This is a genomic window from Ferribacterium limneticum, assembly GCF_020510625.1.
In the GTDB taxonomy this organism is placed as follows: Bacteria; Pseudomonadota; Gammaproteobacteria; order Burkholderiales; family Rhodocyclaceae; genus Azonexus; species Azonexus limneticus_A.
This window is the reverse complement of sequence record NZ_CP075191.1, coordinates 732,638-750,132: the sequence shown is the minus strand read 5'-3', so window position 1 is coordinate 750,132 and position 17,495 is coordinate 732,638. Positions and strand designations below refer to the sequence as shown.

Below are 17,495 nucleotides of genomic sequence, written 5' to 3'. Positions count from 1 at the left end.
CCGCTGGATGGGGCTTTTTAGTTTATGCCGCCAGATTTTCTGGCGGCGACATCCCTCGCGGATTTAGGGGCGGAAAAGCATGAAGTTCATCGACGAAGCAAAGATATACGTAAAAGCCGGTGACGGCGGCAACGGCGCCGCGACTTTCCGCCGCGAAAAATATATCCCCATGGGCGGCCCCAACGGCGGCGATGGTGGCCGGGGCGGCAGCATCTATGTACTTGCCGACCGCAACATCAACACCCTGGTCGACTACCGCTACACCCGGAAATTCATCGGCAAGCGCGGCGAAAACGGTGGCGGCGCCGATCAGTACGGCGCCGGCGGCGATGACATCATCCTGCGCATGCCGGTCGGCACGGTCATTTCCGACCTGAACACCGGCGAAATCCTGGCCGACCTCGACGTCCACGACAAGAAGATCCTGCTCGCCAAGGGTGGCAAGGGCGGCCTCGGCAACATCCACTTCAAGTCTTCGACCAACCGCGCCCCACGCCAGAAAACCAATGGCGACCAAGGCGAAGAGTTCGAGGTCAGTCTTGAGCTGCGCGTGCTGGCCGACGTCGGCCTGCTTGGCTTGCCCAATGCCGGCAAGAGCACGCTGATCCGCGCCGTCTCCTCGGCCCGCCCGAAGGTTGCCGACTACCCGTTCACGACGCTGCACCCGAATCTCGGCGTCGTTCGTGTTGGCGCGGAAAAGAGCTTTGTCATGGCCGACGTCCCCGGCCTGATCGAAGGTGCCGCCGACGGCGCCGGCCTCGGCATCCGCTTCCTCAAGCACCTGCAGCGCACCCGCATCCTGCTCCACCTCGTCGACATCGCCCCAATCGACCCCGATGCCAACCCGGTACGCGATGCCAAGGCCATCGTTGGCGAACTGGTCAAGCACGACCCCGCACTGGCCGACAAGCCGCGCTGGCTGGTCCTCAACAAGCTTGACCTGATTCCCGAAGAAGATCGGCAGGCCGCCATCGACAAATTCCTGAAAGCCTACAAAAAAGCCACCAAGTACGATGGCCCGGCTTTCCCGATTGCCGCCATCAACGGCGAAGGCACCAAGCCGCTGATCTATGCCATCCAGGAAGCCCTGGAACAGATGGATCGCCCGGAAATTCCGGACGACGAAGACGAAAACACCAGCACGGAAGAATAATGAACCAGACTCGCCTAGCCAACGCCAAACGCCTGGTCGTCAAAGTCGGCTCGGCGCTCGTCACCAACAACGGCACAGGCCTCGACCTCGCCGCCATCAATGACTGGGCGCGCCAGATCAGTGTGCTGCGCGAACAGGGCAAGGAAGTCGTACTCGTATCCTCCGGCGCAATCGCCTGCGGCATGCAGCGCCTGGGCTGGGCCAAGCGCCCGAAGAGCGTGCATGAACTACAAGCTGCCGCCGCAGTGGGCCAGATGGGTCTCGTTCAGGTTTATGAAGGCGCCTTCGCCAAATACGGCCTGCACACCGCACAGATCCTGCTGACCCATGACGATCTCGCCGACCGCAAGCGCTACCTTAATTCCCGCTCAACACTGAATACCCTGCTCGAACTGGGCGTCGTGCCGATCATCAATGAAAATGACACCGTCGTCACCGACGAAATCAAGTTCGGTGACAATGACACGCTGGGCGCCCTGGTTGCCAACCTGATCGAAGCCGACGCGCTGATCATCCTGACCGACCAGCAAGGTCTGTACACCGCCGATCCGCGCAAGGATCCCAACGCTACGCTGATCCATGAAGCCACGGCCGGCGACGAATCACTAGAAACCATGGCTGGCGGCGCCGGCACCCGCATCGGTACTGGCGGCATGATCACCAAGGTCATCGCCGCCAAACGCGCCGCCCGCAGCGGCGCCCATACCGCCATCGCCAGCGGCCGCGAGATCGATCCAATCATCCGCCTGGCTAACGGCGAACCGGTTGGCACCTTGCTTGTCTCACAAACCCAACCGCTAGCTGCCCGCAAGCAATGGCTGGCCGACCACCTGCAACTAGCCGGCCGCCTGATTCTCGACGCAGGCGCCGTGGATGCACTACATGCCGGCAAGAGCCTGCTCCCGATCGGCGTCATCGCCGCCGAGGGAGAGTTCGAACGCGGCGCCGCCGTTGCCTGCATCAGCCCCGACGGCAGAGAGATTGCTCGTGGTCTGAGCAACTACGGCAGCGGCGAAGCCCGCCTGATCGCCCGCAAGACCACCCTGGAAATCGAGAATACGCTGGGCTACGTGGACGAACCCGAAATCATCCACCGGGACAATCTGATCCTCTCATCCTGAGACAGACAAAAAAAGCGGCTTCCACCGCTTTTTTTCAGAAAACCCAAAGCAATCAAGCAGAAAACGACGAACCGCAACCACAGGTGGAGGTTGCATTCGGGTTGCGGATCACGAATTGCGAACCCTCCAAACCCTCGCTATAGTCAATTTCTGCACCAACCAGATACTGATAGCTCATTGGATCGATCAAAAGCGTAACACCATTTTTTTCCATGGTTGTATCGTCCTCGTTTACCTCCTCATCGAAGGTAAAACCATACTGAAAGCCCGAACAACCACCACCCGTAACAAATACTCGCAACTTGAGGCCCGGATTACCCTCCTCCTCAATCAATTCCTTCACCTTGCCCGCAGCGCTGTCGGTAAAAACAAGAGGGATAGCCATTTCGTTAACTGCATTCATGAACACAACTCCAAAGAAAATTTTTGCGAGATTATGCTAGCCAGCGCATTCCCGGTCAATTTAATTAGGCCGAGGCTGCCAGCTTTAGTTCCACCGATTTACCTGCCGAATGAACCAAGCGCCCTTCAATCACCGCCCCTTGGTGCATCTCGATAGAGGCATACTCCACATCACCGACAATGCGCGATTTCGGCTGCATTTCCAGGGTTTCAGTTATGGAGACCGGCCCCACAACCGTACCATTAGTTACCAAGTGCGCAACGACAACCGCTCCTTCAATACGCGCGTGTTCGCTGAGCACCAAAGTCGAAGAAGAAGCTCCTTCTGCTGCCTGCACGCTCCCCTTCACTTCACCATCAATTCTCAACCCGCCAGTAAAATACAGGCTGCCTTCAACTCGCGTGCCAGCGCCGATAAGGCTATCGATACGCCCCTGAGGTTTATTTTCGTTTTTTTTCCCAAACATGCGCCACTCCTAGAGTTGAGCCAATCGTTTCGATTTGAGTGTATCACCCTGCAGGACTCGCGCCTCCACCCCCTGCAATACAGCGCCAGCAGGCAATTCAAAAAAGTCTTCCCGACGAAGAATGCTCTTTATTTCGAGTAGATACCCAGCAGCGCTTTCTCGCTTTTCTGGCAATACCAACTGAAATACTCTACCAGCACTGACATAACTGATCACAACCTGCAGGCGCCCCCGAAAGTCTGGCGTTTGCTTATCAGGCCGAAAAGCAATCAATAGACGATAGCGAAAACGGGTCTCGGATTCCTTGAAAACCCTAAAGTTTTCAACACGAACAGCAGCCCCCTCCCCGGCAATAGGAATCAAGCGCTCAAACAGGAGGACATCCTCCTTGAGCGCTGCATTTTCAGCCTCCAACCCCTGGATTCTGCCAAGCAACTGCTGCTGCGCAGCTCGCTCGATACTTACTGCATTTTTCCCGGTCCCAGCAGTTGAACGCAAAAGATTCAACTCCTCTGACTGAACCTGAATCTGCTGTCGCAGATTCTCGACCTCCTGCCCCAAAATTCCAGCTTCATTTTTCTGGGCAATCAGCCACACCGCAACGCCCAGCAGCAAAGCCAGCAAGACTGCAGGCAACAGCAACCACGGCCACGGAACATGGCTGCGCACAACAACCCGCGGCGCCGAAATTCCAAATCGACGCCGAAATCGTTTCAATTTCAAGGCCACTGCCGGAGTTGGCATAACCCGATCCTTCCACCGCGCTGACACCAGAGCAAAATTTCTCCCTCATCCACCGTAGATGTTTCGTTTTATGATGCAATTTCCGCCAAGGGAAGCTGCGTAGATAACCGCAAAGAGTATCAAGCAGCCTTTCCTGCGCAGCCAATAATGCAAGCTCTCCTCATGCGCCCACATCTAAGCAACGGCGCATCATAGCGCGCAGCCAAAAAACAAAAAAGCCGCCAAAAGGCGGCTTTCCTTGCGCTCGAAGCGAATTAACGCTTGGAGAACTGCTTACGACGACGAGCCTTATGGAAGCCGACTTTCTTACGTTCGACTTCACGAGCATCGCGAGTTACGAAACCAGCCTTGGACAAAGCGGGCTTCAAGGCAGCATCATATTCAATCAAGGCACGAGTAATACCGTGGCGCACAGCACCGGCCTGGCCAGACTCGCCACCACCGATCACATTAACCTTGATATCGAAACCGTTCAGCTGTTCAACCAGCGCCAGCGGCTGACGCACGATCATGCGGCCGGTTTCGCGGGAGAAGAACTGATCGACCGGCTTGCCATTTACAACGATGGCACCGGAACCACGCTTCATGAAGACACGGGCAACGGCGCTCTTGCGACGGCCTGTACCGTAGAAATAACTTTCAGCCATGATGACCCCTTAAATTTCCAGAGCCTTCGGCTGCTGGGCAGTGTGCGGATGCTGCTCGCCGGCGTAGCACTTCAGCTTCTTCAGCATAGCGTAGCCCAGCGGACCCTTCGGCAGCATGCCCTTGACGGCAGTTTCCAGGGCGCGGCCCGGGAAGCGTTGCTGCATCTTCTTGAAGTTCGTTTCGTAGATACCACCGGGATAGCCGGAGTGGCGGAAGTACTTCTTATCTTCGGCCTTGTTACCGGTAACGGTGATCTTGTCCACATTGGTGACGACGATAAAATCACCGGTATCAACGTGGGGGGTATAGATAGCCTTGTGCTTGCCACGGAGGCGACGAGCAATTTCGGTAGCGAGGCGGCCGAGCACCTTGTCTGTGGCGTCTACCACAAACCACTCGCGCTTCACCTCATGTGGCTTGGCGGAAAACGTTTTCATATAAGTGTGCCGTCCTGAAAAATTTGGGCGCAGATTGGAGAAAGGCGCGGATTTTAGTCGACTTCCTGAGCCGCTGTCAATGCCTTCTCCATCAATCCAGAAGATAGACAAAAAAAACGCGGCTCGCTGAGCCGCGTTAAATCCACACCAAAGGAGGAGGGTGGAGGAGACAAATCTGAACCAGAGGACCCATCACCACAAAGTCACTACAGTTCGTACGCTTCACATTGTGCACGAAGCGAGAACCACCAGCAAGAACTTTTTGTGCAACGCACAAATAATACACAAATTCATCAATAGAATTAAATTATAAATATTAATGAATTGTTTTTAAACAAAATTTATATATATAAAAAATGCAATTCACCGATATTTAAACACCACATCCCCACCTTTATTCCAGCAACGGCACCCCAAAATTGGTGCAGCGCACCATCAGACAAGGGAATCCTAAAACAAATACATATCCGCTAAAATTCAGCCCCCAGCAAGGAGAGATCGATGGAATGCACGATTAGATGGATGGGCAACGACGCCGGGATGTCGTTTGTTGCAGAAACCGGTAGCGGCCACGCTGTCGTAATGGATGGCGCACCGGAAGCAGGAGGGCGCAACTTAGGCCCACGGCCAATGGAAATGGTTCTAGCGGGCACCGGAGGCTGTTCAGCCTTTGACGTCGTTTTGATTCTCAAGAAAGGGCGGCAACAAGTCAGCGATTGCACCGTGAGCCTCAAAGCAGAACGTGCCGAAAGCGATCCAAAGGTCTTTACCAGCGTCCACTTTCACTACCGCGTCACTGGAAAACAACTGAAGCCCGATGCGGTTGCCCGCGCCATAGAGTTGTCAAAAGACAAATATTGCTCGGCATCAATCATGATCAGCAAGACTGCAGAGATCACTTACGACTTCGAGATCATCGAAGAAGCCTGATGCGCGCTTTGCCGGCCAAGGGTCAGATTCGGTAGGCAATACCGGTCATGACCTTGGCCATCGTTTTCATGATCGCTTTTGCAGGTACAGGCAACTCCGCAGCACCGTACCGAACAGCGGTCTCGGCATGCTGAATTTCATCAAGCCGCATCTGGTCGACGATGGCTCGGGAGCGGCCATCCCCCTCCGGCAGGGCTTGTAGATGCCCATCCAGATGGGCCTCAACCTGTCGCTCCGTTTCGGCAAGAAAACCCAGGTTCCACTTATCCCCCAAGGCACCAGCAGCCAACCCTAGCGTTAAAGAACCAAGATACCAGAGGGGATTCAGAAAACTCTTGCGCCCCCCCAACTCGGAAATTCGCTGCTCGGTCCAAGCCAGATGTTCAGTTTCTTCATCAGCGGCGCCACGCAAGGCTTCGCGAATGGCAGCATCCCTCGACGTCAGCGCCTGCCCTTGGTACAAAGCCTGGGCACAGATTTCACCGCAATGATTGACCCGCATTAGCCCGACAACAAGTTGCTTTTGACTAACGTCGAGCTCGGCCTCTGGTAGCGCGCTTCCAGGAACGGGCCGAACGCTACGCGCTGGCGCCAGCACCGTACGCAAGGCTCGATCAAACTCGACGATGAATTGGTCAGGTGACATGTGTTATCAACGCTTGTTATCCGGATGACCACCAAGCATCAAGGCGTTTCTGGCCTCTGCCGCGTCACGCACGATGTTGCCAAAAGGACAGAAGTAATCGAGAAACAGCACCGCGTGATGGCGATTGGCGTAAGCATCCTGAATGCGAATCCATTCATTCTTGCGCGCCTTCGACCAAGAGCCGTCTAACCGCCCGGAGGCATATATCCGCCGCTCCCTCGACTCGCAGCGCATTCCTTCGAAGGTGACATTACGCCCCCCCTCTGGCGACAAGACCAAAAGGACATAACGCACCACACCATCAGCGCCGACACTCAGCGTGGAAATGTCGATGAAAAAACGATTGCTGGTGGCTGCGCTGACGTAGAAAGGCAGAAGATTAGTTTCCTTTGGCGCAACAGGCAGGGCGACCTCCACTTCCTGCCATTGCTTGCTCTCGTAATCTTCCTCGAAGTCAGCCAAGGCCAAAGAATGCGTGACCAACAAAGTCACCAGAGAGAGAGCCAAACTACGAAACCAGCGCATGACTACTCTCCGGACTGAATAACGTCTGTAACCTCAGGATACGACTCCGCCTCTTTTTTATGGCGAGCCCCTTTGCGATCAAAATCCAGAAAGCGGACAAGTTCATTGAGCGCCTGCTCATAAACCAAACGCTTGAACTCAATCACCGCATCAAGCGGTACCCAGTAGTCATTCCAGCGCCATGCGTCAAACTCGGGCTTGCTAGTCGCGCGCAAACTGACGTCGCTATCGCGCCCGACCAACCGCAACAGGAACCAGATTTGCTTCTGGCCTTTGTAGGATCCGCGCCATTCGCGCTTGATCCAGTGTGTCGGCACTTCATAACGCAACCAGCCCTTGGTCCGTCCGAGGATACGCACGTGCTCGGGCAAGAGCCCGACCTCTTCATACAGTTCACGAAACATGGCTTCTTCGGGCGTTTCGCCGCGCTTGATACCACCTTGTGGAAACTGCCAGGAATGCTCCCGTATGCGCTTACCCCAGAAAACCTCGTTCCTTCCGTTACAAAGAATGATGCCGACGTTCGGGCGGTAGCCTTCACGATCGAGCATAGAAATCCTGCAAAAATTAATAGTTACCCGGATTCTTTCACAAAGGGCGCCCACATGCAAAGAAGCGGGACCGTGTAAAATCGAGGTTTCGCAACGAATTCAAGAGCATCCCATGCGCACTTCGCAGTTCTTTTTTAGCACTCTCAAGGAAGCCCCGGCCGACGCCGAAGTCATCAGCCAGAAGATGATGCTGCGTGCTGGTTATATCAAGCGCGCCGCCGCCGGTATCTACACCTGGATGCCGCTGGGCCTGCGCGTGCTGCGCAAGGTCGAGAACATCGTGCGCGAAGAGATGAACAATGCTGGTGCCCTTGAATTGCTGATGCCGGCTGTGCAACCCGCCGAACTGTGGCAGGAGTCCGGTCGCTGGGAACAGTACGGCCCGGAACTGCTGCGCTTCAAGGATCGACATCAACGTGAATTCGTCATTGGCCCGACGCACGAAGAAGTCATTACCGATGTCGTACGGCGAGACGTAAAAAGCTACCGTCAATTGCCAATTCACCTGTACCAGATACAGACCAAGTTCCGCGACGAGATTCGCCCCCGCTTTGGCGTGATGCGCGGCCGCGAGTTCCTGATGAAGGACGGCTACTCTTTCCACAGCTCCTTTGAAGACCTGAAGCGCGAGTACGGCAACATGTACGACACGTACAGCCGAATCTTCACCCGCCTGGGCCTGAAGTTCCGCGCTGTCGCAGCCGACACCGGCTCGATCGGTGGTACAGGTTCGCATGAATTCCACGTCCTGGCAGACTCGGGAGAAGACGATATCGCGTTCTGCCCGGATTCCGGCTATGCCGCCAACGTCGAACTGGCCGAAGCCCTTGCGCCGACCGTGCCGCGTACCACTGCCACCAAGCCAATGGAAAAGACCCATACGCCAGGCAAAATGGCCTGCGTCGACGTCGCCAAGTTTCTCGAACTGCCGCTCGACCGGATCGTCAAATCGATTGCCGTCATGAGCGAGAAGGAAGATGGCAGTCAAACCTTTGCACTACTGCTGCTACGCGGCGACCACGAACTGAATGAGATCAAGGCTAGCAAAATCGCTGCCATTAACCCTTTCCGCTTCGCCACCGATGAAGAAGTGATCGAGCGCCTGGGCTGCAAGCCTGGCTTCATTGGCCCGGTTGCGATCGACGCAACGAAGGTAGCCGTTTTTGCCGACCGTAGCGTCGCCAACATGAGCGATTTCGTCTGTGGCGCCAACGAGGCCGGCTATCACATGACCGGCGTCAATTTCGGCCGCGACCTGCCTGAACCCGAGGTTTTTGATCTTCGTAACGTCGTCGCCGGCGACCCTTCACCTGACGGCCAGGGCAAATTGGAAATCCTGCGCGGCATTGAAGTCGGCCACATTTTCCAGTTGCGCCAGAAATACGCCGAGGCCTTGAACTGCGCCTATCTGGACGACAGCGGCAAGAGCCAGGTTATGGAAATGGGCTGCTACGGCATCGGCGTTTCACGCATCGTCGGCGCCGCCATCGAGCAGGGTAACGACGACAAGGGCATCATCCTGCCGCCGGCCATTGCCCCGTTCGCGGTCTGCATCGTGCCGATGGGTTACCACAAAAGCGAAGCCGTCAAAGCAGCAGCCGACCAGCTTTACGCCGACCTCAAGAAAACCGGCGTCGATGTCGTGCTTGATGACCGCAACGAACGCCCAGGCGTGATGTTCGCCGATATGGAACTGATCGGCATTCCGCATCGCGTGGTGATCGGCGAACGCGGTCTGAAGGATGGGCAATTTGAGTACAAGGGCCGGACCGAAGCCGAGGCGACGATGATCGCCCAGGCGGACATTCTGGCCGCTCTACAAGGAAAGCTGTGCGCCGCCTGATCGCGGCCCTGCTTTTTTGCGGCGCGTCGGCCGTCCAGGCCGGCGCGCAGAAGTACGAAGTACTCTCAGCCAGCGCGCAGGCTGCGCTGCACAAGGCGGTTTCGGACTCCCGGCCAGCGGTCAGTTCCTTCAGGACACCGATGGAAGCCGTTGACTGGCTGGCGACCATGTCGCCTCGCCTGGAAAAACGCATCCCGAACCGAGAGTACCGAATCGATCTGCTGCGCAGCGTTCATTACGAGGCAACACGAGCCGGCCTCGACCCTCAGTTGGTGCTCGGCCTGATGCAAGTTGAATCGGGGTTCCGCAAATACGCTGTCTCGTCGGCCGGCGCCCGTGGTTACATGCAGGTCATGCCCTTCTGGGTCAAAATTATCGGCCGCCCCGAGGATTCGCTATTCGACCTGCGCACTAACCTGCGCTACGGTTGCACGATCCTGCGCCACTACCTGGATATCGAACGAGGTGACCTTTTCCGTGCACTCGGCCGCTACAACGGCAGCCTAGGCAAGCCGGAGTACCCGAACATGGTTCGCGCCGCCTGGCAAAACCAGTGGGGCTACGAAAAAACGGCCCGCCTGGCGCAGGCCGCTCGCTAATCAGCGCCCCATTCCGCCCATGCCGGGCATCATGCCCTTCATGCCGCGCATCAGTTTGCCGATACCGCCCTTGGAAAACTGCTTCATCATCTTCTGGGTCGTTTCGAACTGATTGAGCAGTCGGTTCACTTCCTGAACCTGAACCCCTGCCCCCATGGCGATACGACGCTTGCGGCTGGCCTTGATCAGCTCCGGCTTGGCGCGCTCGGCCGGTGTCATCGAATTGATGATGCCCTCAACCCGACCGATCATCTTGTTCTCGGCCCCTGCCGGCAATTGGCCGGCCGCCTGGGCAATCTGGGCTGGCATCTTGTCCATCAACGCCGACAGCCCGCCCATATTGCGCATCTGGGCCATCTGTTCCTTGAAATCGTTGAGATCGAAGCCTTTGCCGGATTTCAGCTTCTTGGCGAAGGCAACCGCCTTTTCCTCATCCAACCCCTTGCGCGCCTCCTCGATCAGCGAGAGCACGTCACCCATACCCAAGATACGGGATGCCATCCGCTCAGGGTGGAAGGCCTCGATACCACTCAGCTTTTCACCGACACCGGCAAATTTGATCGGCTTGCCGGTGATGTGGCGGACCGACAAGGCCGCACCACCGCGCGCATCGCCATCCAGCTTGGTCAGCACGACACCCGTCAGCGGCAAGGCCTCGTTAAATGCCTTGGCGGTATTGACCGCGTCCTGGCCCAACATGGCATCGACCACAAACAGCGTCTCGATCGGTTTGATCGCCGCATGCAGGCGTTTGATTTCGGCCATCATCTCTTCATCGATCGCCAGACGACCGGCCGTATCAACGAGCAACACGTCGTGGTAATGGCGCTTGGCCCAATCGATGGCATCCGTAGCGATAGCCTCTGGCTTCTCTCCAACCGCAGACGGGAAGAAATCGACACCAGCCTGAGCAGCCACCGACTTCAACTGTTCAATAGCCGCCGGACGATAAACGTCGCAGGAGACGACCAAGACTTTCTTCTTGTGATTTTCCTTGAGGAATTTGGCCAGCTTGCCGACCGTTGTCGTCTTACCGGCGCCCTGCAAACCCGCCATCAGCACGATGGCTGGTGGCTGGGTATTGAAATTGATGCCTTCGTGGGCATCCCCCATGATCTTGGCCAGTTCAGCATGCACGACACCGATAAGCGCCTGCCCCGGACTCAGCGAACCGATGACCTCTTCGCCAACCGCTTTTTCCTTGACGGCAGCGATAAAATCCTTGACCACCGGCAAGGCCACATCGGCCTCAAGCAGCGCCATACGCACTTCGCGCAAGGCATCGGCGATGTTGGTTTCGGTCAGGCGCGCTTCGCCCTTCAGCGTCTTCATGACGCGGGCAAGGCGATTGGTCAGGTTATCGAGCATGTCGTTTGGGCTTCTAGTAGAATTCGAGGATGGTCGATATTGTAATTCAGCTTCTGCCGCACATTCTCGCCGCCCTGATTTACGGAGCTCTTGGTTTCCATTTCTGGAATACCCGCTGGCGCGAAAGCGAGAATCAGTGCGTTGCCTGCCCCATGCAAACCTGGGAACGTCTGACCATTGCCGTCGCCCTCGCCATCCACGCCGCCGGGCTTTACGACGCCCTGTTCGCCGAAGCCGGTATGCGTTTCTCGTTCAGCTTTGCGTTATCGCTGATGATGTGGCTGGCCGTGCTGATCTACTGGCTGGAAAGTTTCATGGCACGCATGGAAGGTATGCAACCCATGGTTCTCCCCTTGGCCGCTGCCTGCACCGTACTACCGGTAATCTTTCCGAACGTCCATCTGGTCGCCCACGCCACTGCCACCGGTTTCAAGCTGCACTTCCTGGCCGCCATGCTGGCCTACAGCCTGCTCACCCTGTCGGCACTGCACGCTATTTTCATGGGGTTCACCGAACGTTCGCTGCACAATCGCTCCATGAAACGTAGCCTGGCCAGCCTGCCGCCGCTGCTGACCATGGAATCCTTGCTTTTCAAGATGCTCTTGGTCGGTTTCGTACTATTGACCCTGACCGTCGGTAGCGGCGTCTTTTTTTCCGAAGCACTTTTCGGCAAGCCGCTCACTATCGATCACAAAACCCTGTTTGCCGTTGCTTCTTGGGGAATTTTTGCCACCCTGCTAATCGGGCGTCACGCTTGGGGCTGGCGCGGCAAACGCGCCCTGCGCTGGACTCTAGCCGGATTTGCACTGCTGATTCTGGCCTACATCGGCAGCCGTTTCGTTGCCGAAGTTATCTTGGGACGAGTCTAAGCTGTGGATGAAATTCCACTATCGGCGCTGCTAATAGCGCTGGTTGTCTTGTTGGCACTGTCGGCTTTCTTTTCGCTCAGCGAGACAGCCATGATGGCCAGCAACCGCTTCCGTCTTCGCCACTTGGCCAAATCCGGACACCACGGTGCGCAAAAAGCGATGACGCTGCTCGACAAGACCGACAAGATGCTTGGTGTCATCCTGCTCGGCAACAATTTGATCAACTCAGCGGCAGCAACACTCGTTGGCGTAATCACGATCGCACTTTTCGGGGAAGAAAAGTGGGCGCTGGCCGTCGGCACACTCGCCGTCACTTTTGCCATCCTCGTCTTTTCCGAAATTACCCCAAAGATCATTGGTGCCACCCACGCCGACCGCCTTGCCATCCGCCTCGGCTATGTATTAGCACCGCTGCTCCGACTGTTTTACCCCGTAGTCTGGTTTATCAACCTCTTCGCCAGCGGCCTGCTTAAACTTATTCGCTTATCACCAAAAAGCACCGATGGGCCAGCCAAACTCTCGCCAGAGGAGTTGCGCAGTCTGGTGCTCGAGTCGTCTCACCTGATGCCCCAAAAGCACCATGCGATTCTTTCGAGCTTGTTCGAACTCAACAACATCACCGTCGAGGATGTCATGACGCCCCGCGGCAACATTGAGATTCTCGACCTGGACCAAGAATGGAACGAGGTTCACGCCCAACTCGCCACAAGCCATCACAGCCGACTTCCGGTCTGTCGTGAGTCGCTGGACCAACTGATCGGTGTACTCCCCGTTCGGCGCCTGCTCACAAATCTTGGCGACCCGGACTTCGACGAGGCTGCCCTTCTGCAACAATTGCAAGCCCCTTATTACATTGCCCCGGGCACCCCTGTTTTTTCGCAACTCGCCTTTTTTCAGGAAAATCGCCAGCGCATTGGCTTCATTGTCGATGAGTATGGCGAAATCCTCGGCCTCTTGACCATGGAAGACATCATCGAGGAGTTCGTCGGCGATTTCACCACCTCGCTTCCCGGTCTTGGTCATGAACTTCATTGGACAGAGGAAGGCAACGCCATTGTCGAAGGTTCGCGCCCCGTGCGGGACATCAATCGCATGTTGAATCTGAACTTCCCGATTGATGGCCCCAAGACCCTCAACGGCCTTATTCTCGAACACTTTCAGGACATTCCGGAATCAGGTATCAGCATCAAACTGGCTGGCGTCCCTGTGGAAATTTTGCAAACCCAAGACCGGAGCGTTGTCACGGTGCGGATCTTCCGCCCTGAAGCAGATTGAGCTAAACCTGCCTCAGCCTTTACAAACAATCGCCTGCGTAGCATCATCAAGCGATCTAAACGGCATTTAACATCGATCAATGGCAGCAACCCCTCAAAATCCTCCTCTCAGCGGCTTGGCGCGTGCGCTTGTCCAGGCAGGGCATCTCAAGGAGACAGAGGCGGAACAATTGCTGGCCCAGGCCCACACATCCAAGACTTCGCTGATCGAACAGATCATCACAAGCCAGAAATCCAGTGCAATCGACATTGCACGCTTTGTCGCAGATACGTTTGGCTACCCGTTACTTGACCTCAACGCCTTCGACGAAGCCCACATTCCGTCGGACGCCATCGACCGTAAGCTGATCGCCACACACAAGGTCATCCCGCTTAACAAGCGCGGCAATCGTTTATCTGTCGCAATCGCTGATCCAACCAATCTACGCGCCCTTGACGAAATTCGCTTCCAGACCGGGCTGGCCGTAGACCCTATCGTCGTCGAGCACCCAAAACTGGCGCCTCTGGTCACCAAATACGCCGAAACTGCAGCCGAGGCACTAAAGAACTTCACCAGCGAGGATCTCAACCTCGACTTTCTGGACGAGGAAGCTGCCAGCAAGACTGACGAAGCTGCAGGACAGGAAATCGACGATGCGCCAGTCGTCAAATTCATCCAGAAAATGTTGCTCGATGCCATCAACGATGGGGCATCGGACATCCATTTCGAACCATACGAGAAGTTTTACCGTATTCGCTTCCGCGTCGATGGCATCCTCCGCGAAGTGGCAACGCCACCGCTGGCCATCAAGGAAAAAATCGCCTCCCGTATCAAGGTAATTTCCCGACTCAATATCGCCGAGAAACGCGTCCCGCAGGATGGTCGGATGAAATTGGTGCTTTCAAAGACCCGCGCCATCGATTTCCGGGTCAGCACACTACCAACGCTTCAGGGCGAGAAAATCGTCATGCGTATTCTCGACCCAAGTTCTGCCACCTTGGGCATTGAGGCGCTAGGCTACGAGCCCGAGCAAAAAGCAGCGCTGATGGATGCCATCGGCCGGCCTTACGGCATGGTGCTGGTCACCGGGCCAACCGGCTCAGGCAAGACAGTCTCGCTCTACACCTGCCTCAACATCCTGAATAAGGATGGCATCAACATTTCGACCGCGGAAGACCCTGCCGAAATCAATCTCTCCGGAATCAATCAGGTCAACGTGGATGATCGTGCCGGCCTGACCTTCCCTGTGGCGCTGAAGGCCTTCCTGCGCCAGGATCCGGACATCATCATGGTCGGGGAAATCCGCGACTTGGAAACTGCCGAGATTTCCATCAAGGCGGCCCAAACGGGCCACTTGGTGCTCTCGACGCTGCACACCAACGACGCCCCGCAAACACTGACTCGCCTCATGAATATGGGTGTCCCCATGTTCAATATCGCCTCCAGCGTGCTGCTAATCACCGCCCAGCGCTTGGCGCGACGGCTATGTAACTGCAAGAAACCGATGACTGTACCCAACCAGGCGCTTCTGGATGCAGGCTACTCGGAAGCTGATCTCGACGGCTCGTGGACACTGTTCGGGCCAGGGGGCTGCGAACGCTGCAAAGGAACGGGCTACAAGGGGCGCGTTGGCATCTATCAGGTCATGCCTATTTCCGAAGCCATGCAGCGCATGATCATGAGCGGCGCCTCGGCTCTGGATCTGGGAGCCCAGGCAAAAGCAGAAGGCGTAAAGAATCTCCGCGAATCCGGACTATTAAAAGTCAAACAGGGTGTGACCTCGCTTGACGAGGTACTGAGCACCACCAACGCTTAACGAAAAGGAACCTGTATGGCTACCGCCGCAAGACCGAAAGCCTCGGCAGTCAAGGAAAGCACCTTCCAGTGGGAAGGAAAAAACAAGGACGGCAAGACCGTCCGCGGTGAAATGCGCGCCGCCAGTGAATCGGTCGTCCAGACCACCTTACGCCGGCAAGGAATCACCAATACCAAGGTTAAAAAAATCCGCTTCAAGAGCGGTGGAAAAATTACCGATAAAGATATTTCGCTATTTACTCGGCAACTTGCCACCATGATGAAGTCAGGCGTGCCGCTGTTGCAGTCCTTCGATATCGTCGGTCGCGGCCACTCAAACCCAGCTGTTGGAAAGCTCTTGCTCGATATCAAGGCCGATGTCGAAACCGGCAGTTCGCTATCCCAGGCATTCCGCAAATTCCCGCTGCAATTTGATGCACTCTATTGCAACCTCGTCTCTGCCGGCGAACAAGCCGGCATTCTTGACACGCTGCTTGACCGCCTTGCCAGCTACAAGGAAAAAATTCTGGCGATCAAGAGCAAGATCAAGTCGGCATTGTTTTACCCGGTAGCAATCATCGTGGTTGCCTTCATCATCACTGCGGTGATCATGATCTTCGTCATTCCGGCCTTCAAGGATGTTTTCAAGAGCTTTGGCGCTGACCTGCCAGCACCAACACTACTGGTCATAGCTATCTCAGATTTCTTTGTCGCATACTGGTGGGCGATGTTCGGCGCAATTGGCGGTGGACTCTATGCCTTCCTTGAAAGCTGGAAGCGTTCGGAAAAGGTCCAGATGGCGATGGACAGATTCCTTCTTCGCGTCCCCGTTTTCGGCGACATTGTCCGAAAGTCAGTGATTGCCCGATGGACCAGAACGCTATCCACCATGTTTGCAGCAGGTGTTCCGCTCGTCGAATCTCTAGAATCCGTTGGCGGCGCAGCCGGAAACAACGTCTACAAAGTCGCCACCCGGCAAATCCAGAGCGAAGTCTCAACCGGCACCAGCCTGACCACGGCCATGCAAAACGTAAATCTCTTTCCGAATATGGTCACGCAAATGGTCGCCATTGGCGAGGAGTCCGGCGCCCTAGATTCCATGCTATCCAAGGTAGCCGACTTTTTCGAGGCTGAGGTCGATGATGCGGTCGAAGCCATGTCCAGCCTGATGGAACCAATCATCATGGTCGTACTTGGCACCTTGATTGGCGGCATGGTCGTCGCGATGTACCTGCCTATCTTCAAGCTGGGGTCGGTCGTCTGATGCTCCCGGAAACTCAGGGCGGCCTGGCTGCCGTAGCCGGGCTGCTTGGCTTGTGCGTCGGCAGCTTTCTCAACGTTGTCATTCATCGACTACCCAAGATGATGGAGCGGGAATGGCTCGGGCAATGCGCAGAATTGCGGGGCGAAACAGCCCCAGCAGATTCTGAACCTTTGTCGTTGGCAAAACCGCGTTCCCGCTGCCCGGATTGCGGCCATCAAATAACGGCGCTGGAAAATATCCCGCTGCTGAGCTATCTATTGGTTCTGAAGGGAAAATGCTCCGGATGTGGAAACAGAATTTCTCCACGCTACCCCATCATTGAAGCGATTACAGGGCTTCTATCAGCTTACGTCGCCTGGCATTTTGGGCCGACGGCACAGGCAGCAGGTGCCCTGCTACTGCTCTGGGCGCTGATATCCCTGTCAGCCATAGACCTGGATACCCAATTACTCCCCGACTCGATCACCCTGCCTTTGCTGTGGCTCGGACTGCTTTTCAATCTATGGTCTACGTTCACCGATCTCCCGTCAGCCGTCATCGGTGCCATGGCAGGTTATCTGGCGCTATGGACCGTATTCTGGCTTTTCAAGCTGAGTACAGGCAAGGAGGGCATGGGCTACGGAGACTTCAAACTTCTGGCCGCTCTAGGTGCATGGCTAGGCTGGCAAATGCTGCCGGCAATCATCCTGCTCTCCTCGGTCGTTGGCGCTGCGGTCGGCATCACGCTGATCATCGCTACTCGCCATGGCCGCAATGTTCCTATTCCCTTCGGCCCCTACTTGGCAGCGGCAGGAGTGATCGCTCTGTTCTGGGGGACGCAGATCACGAACACCTACCTTGGCATGATCGGTTGAAATAGCGAACATCGCCCCAATATCGG

At 56.2% G+C, this 17,495-nt stretch carries 19 protein-coding genes; 10 read left to right on the top strand and 9 right to left on the bottom strand.

Annotated elements, in window-relative coordinates; genetic code table 11:
• Positions 1–79 precede the first annotated feature (79 nt).
• On the top strand, positions 80–1,153 hold the full coding sequence (gene cgtA / locus KI617_RS03555) for an Obg family GTPase CgtA (RefSeq protein WP_226450651.1): 1,074 nt from the start codon (positions 80–82) through the stop codon (positions 1,151–1,153).
• Complete coding sequence (proB, locus tag KI617_RS03550) at positions 1,153–2,274, top strand: glutamate 5-kinase (RefSeq protein WP_226450650.1); 1,122 nt, start codon at positions 1,153–1,155, stop codon at positions 2,272–2,274. The genes cgtA and proB overlap by 1 nt, the downstream gene beginning before the upstream one ends.
• 52 nt (positions 2,275–2,326) lie before the next feature.
• Here proB and erpA read toward each other — a convergent pair whose 3' ends face one another.
• From erpA to rplM, 5 genes are all read right to left on the bottom strand, one after another.
• Positions 2,327–2,677, bottom strand: a complete 351-nt coding sequence (gene erpA / locus KI617_RS03545; protein ID WP_226450649.1) for an iron-sulfur cluster insertion protein ErpA — start codon at positions 2,675–2,677, stop codon at positions 2,327–2,329.
• Between the two features lie 64 nt (positions 2,678–2,741).
• Positions 2,742–3,143, bottom strand: coding sequence for a bactofilin family protein (locus tag KI617_RS03540; RefSeq protein ID WP_226450648.1), 402 nt, complete (start codon positions 3,141–3,143; stop codon positions 2,742–2,744).
• Positions 3,144–3,152: 9 nt separating this feature from the next.
• Positions 3,153–3,887, bottom strand: coding sequence for a DUF6776 family protein (locus KI617_RS03535; protein ID WP_226450647.1), 735 nt, complete (start codon positions 3,885–3,887; stop codon positions 3,153–3,155).
• A gap of 254 nt (positions 3,888–4,141) precedes the next feature.
• Complete coding sequence (gene rpsI / locus KI617_RS03530) at positions 4,142–4,534, bottom strand: 30S ribosomal protein S9 (protein WP_011286416.1); 393 nt, start codon at positions 4,532–4,534, stop codon at positions 4,142–4,144.
• A 9-nt stretch (positions 4,535–4,543) separates the two neighbouring features.
• A complete protein-coding gene (gene rplM / locus KI617_RS03525; protein ID WP_226450646.1) occupies positions 4,544–4,972 on the bottom strand; it encodes a 50S ribosomal protein L13 in 429 nt (142 codons plus the stop codon).
• Between the two features lie 501 nt (positions 4,973–5,473).
• Between rplM and KI617_RS03520 the strand changes: the two genes are divergently transcribed.
• Complete coding sequence (locus KI617_RS03520) at positions 5,474–5,902, top strand: OsmC family protein (RefSeq protein WP_226450645.1); 429 nt, start codon at positions 5,474–5,476, stop codon at positions 5,900–5,902.
• Between the two features lie 22 nt (positions 5,903–5,924).
• On the opposite strand, the gene coq7 is transcribed toward KI617_RS03520, so the two are convergent.
• From coq7 to KI617_RS03505, 3 genes are read right to left on the bottom strand one after another with little or no spacing between them, the layout of a single operon-like run.
• Positions 5,925–6,548 (bottom strand): 2-polyprenyl-3-methyl-6-methoxy-1,4-benzoquinone monooxygenase, encoded by a 624-nt coding sequence (gene coq7, locus KI617_RS03515; RefSeq protein ID WP_226450644.1) that lies wholly within the window; start codon positions 6,546–6,548, stop codon positions 5,925–5,927.
• 6 nt (positions 6,549–6,554) lie between these two features.
• Positions 6,555–7,073 carry a CNP1-like family protein gene (locus KI617_RS03510; protein WP_226450643.1) on the bottom strand — a complete coding sequence of 173 codons (519 nt, stop codon included), beginning with the start codon at positions 7,071–7,073 and terminating at the stop codon, positions 6,555–6,557.
• A 2-nt stretch (positions 7,074–7,075) separates the two neighbouring features.
• Positions 7,076–7,624 (bottom strand): RNA pyrophosphohydrolase, encoded by a 549-nt coding sequence (locus KI617_RS03505; protein ID WP_226450642.1) that lies wholly within the window; start codon positions 7,622–7,624, stop codon positions 7,076–7,078.
• A 112-nt stretch (positions 7,625–7,736) separates the two neighbouring features.
• On the opposite strand from KI617_RS03505, the gene KI617_RS03500 reads away from it, so the two are divergent.
• Both KI617_RS03500 and KI617_RS03495 read left to right on the top strand, forming a co-directional pair.
• On the top strand, positions 7,737–9,467 hold the full coding sequence (locus tag KI617_RS03500) for a proline--tRNA ligase (protein WP_226450641.1): 1,731 nt from the start codon (positions 7,737–7,739) through the stop codon (positions 9,465–9,467).
• Positions 9,455–10,066, top strand: a complete 612-nt coding sequence (locus KI617_RS03495; RefSeq protein ID WP_226450640.1) for a lytic transglycosylase domain-containing protein — start codon at positions 9,455–9,457, stop codon at positions 10,064–10,066. The genes KI617_RS03500 and KI617_RS03495 overlap by 13 nt, the downstream gene beginning before the upstream one ends.
• On the opposite strand, the gene ffh is transcribed toward KI617_RS03495, so the two are convergent.
• A complete protein-coding gene (ffh, locus tag KI617_RS03490) occupies positions 10,067–11,434 on the bottom strand; it encodes a signal recognition particle protein (RefSeq protein ID WP_226450639.1) in 1,368 nt (455 codons plus the stop codon).
• A 29-nt stretch (positions 11,435–11,463) separates the two neighbouring features.
• Between ffh and KI617_RS03485 the strand changes: the two genes are divergently transcribed.
• The 5 genes from KI617_RS03485 (at position 11,464) to KI617_RS03465 (ending at position 17,469) form a co-directional block, all read left to right on the top strand.
• On the top strand, positions 11,464–12,303 hold the full coding sequence (locus KI617_RS03485; protein WP_226450638.1) for a cytochrome C assembly family protein: 840 nt from the start codon (positions 11,464–11,466) through the stop codon (positions 12,301–12,303).
• A gap of 90 nt (positions 12,304–12,393) precedes the next feature.
• Positions 12,394–13,578: an HlyC/CorC family transporter gene (locus KI617_RS03480; protein WP_404826784.1), complete on the top strand. Its 1,185-nt coding sequence runs from the start codon at positions 12,394–12,396 to the stop codon at positions 13,576–13,578.
• A 79-nt stretch (positions 13,579–13,657) separates the two neighbouring features.
• Positions 13,658–15,373, top strand: a complete 1,716-nt coding sequence (pilB, locus tag KI617_RS03475; protein WP_226450636.1) for a type IV-A pilus assembly ATPase PilB — start codon at positions 13,658–13,660, stop codon at positions 15,371–15,373.
• Positions 15,374–15,388: 15 nt separating this feature from the next.
• On the top strand, positions 15,389–16,615 hold the full coding sequence (locus KI617_RS03470; RefSeq protein ID WP_226450635.1) for a type II secretion system F family protein: 1,227 nt from the start codon (positions 15,389–15,391) through the stop codon (positions 16,613–16,615).
• The gene (locus KI617_RS03465; protein WP_226450634.1) at positions 16,615–17,469 is read left to right on the top strand and encodes a prepilin peptidase; all 855 of its coding nucleotides are present in this window, start codon (positions 16,615–16,617) and stop codon (positions 17,467–17,469) included. Before KI617_RS03470 ends, KI617_RS03465 begins: the two co-directional genes overlap by 1 nt.
• Positions 17,470–17,495 lie beyond the last annotated feature (26 nt).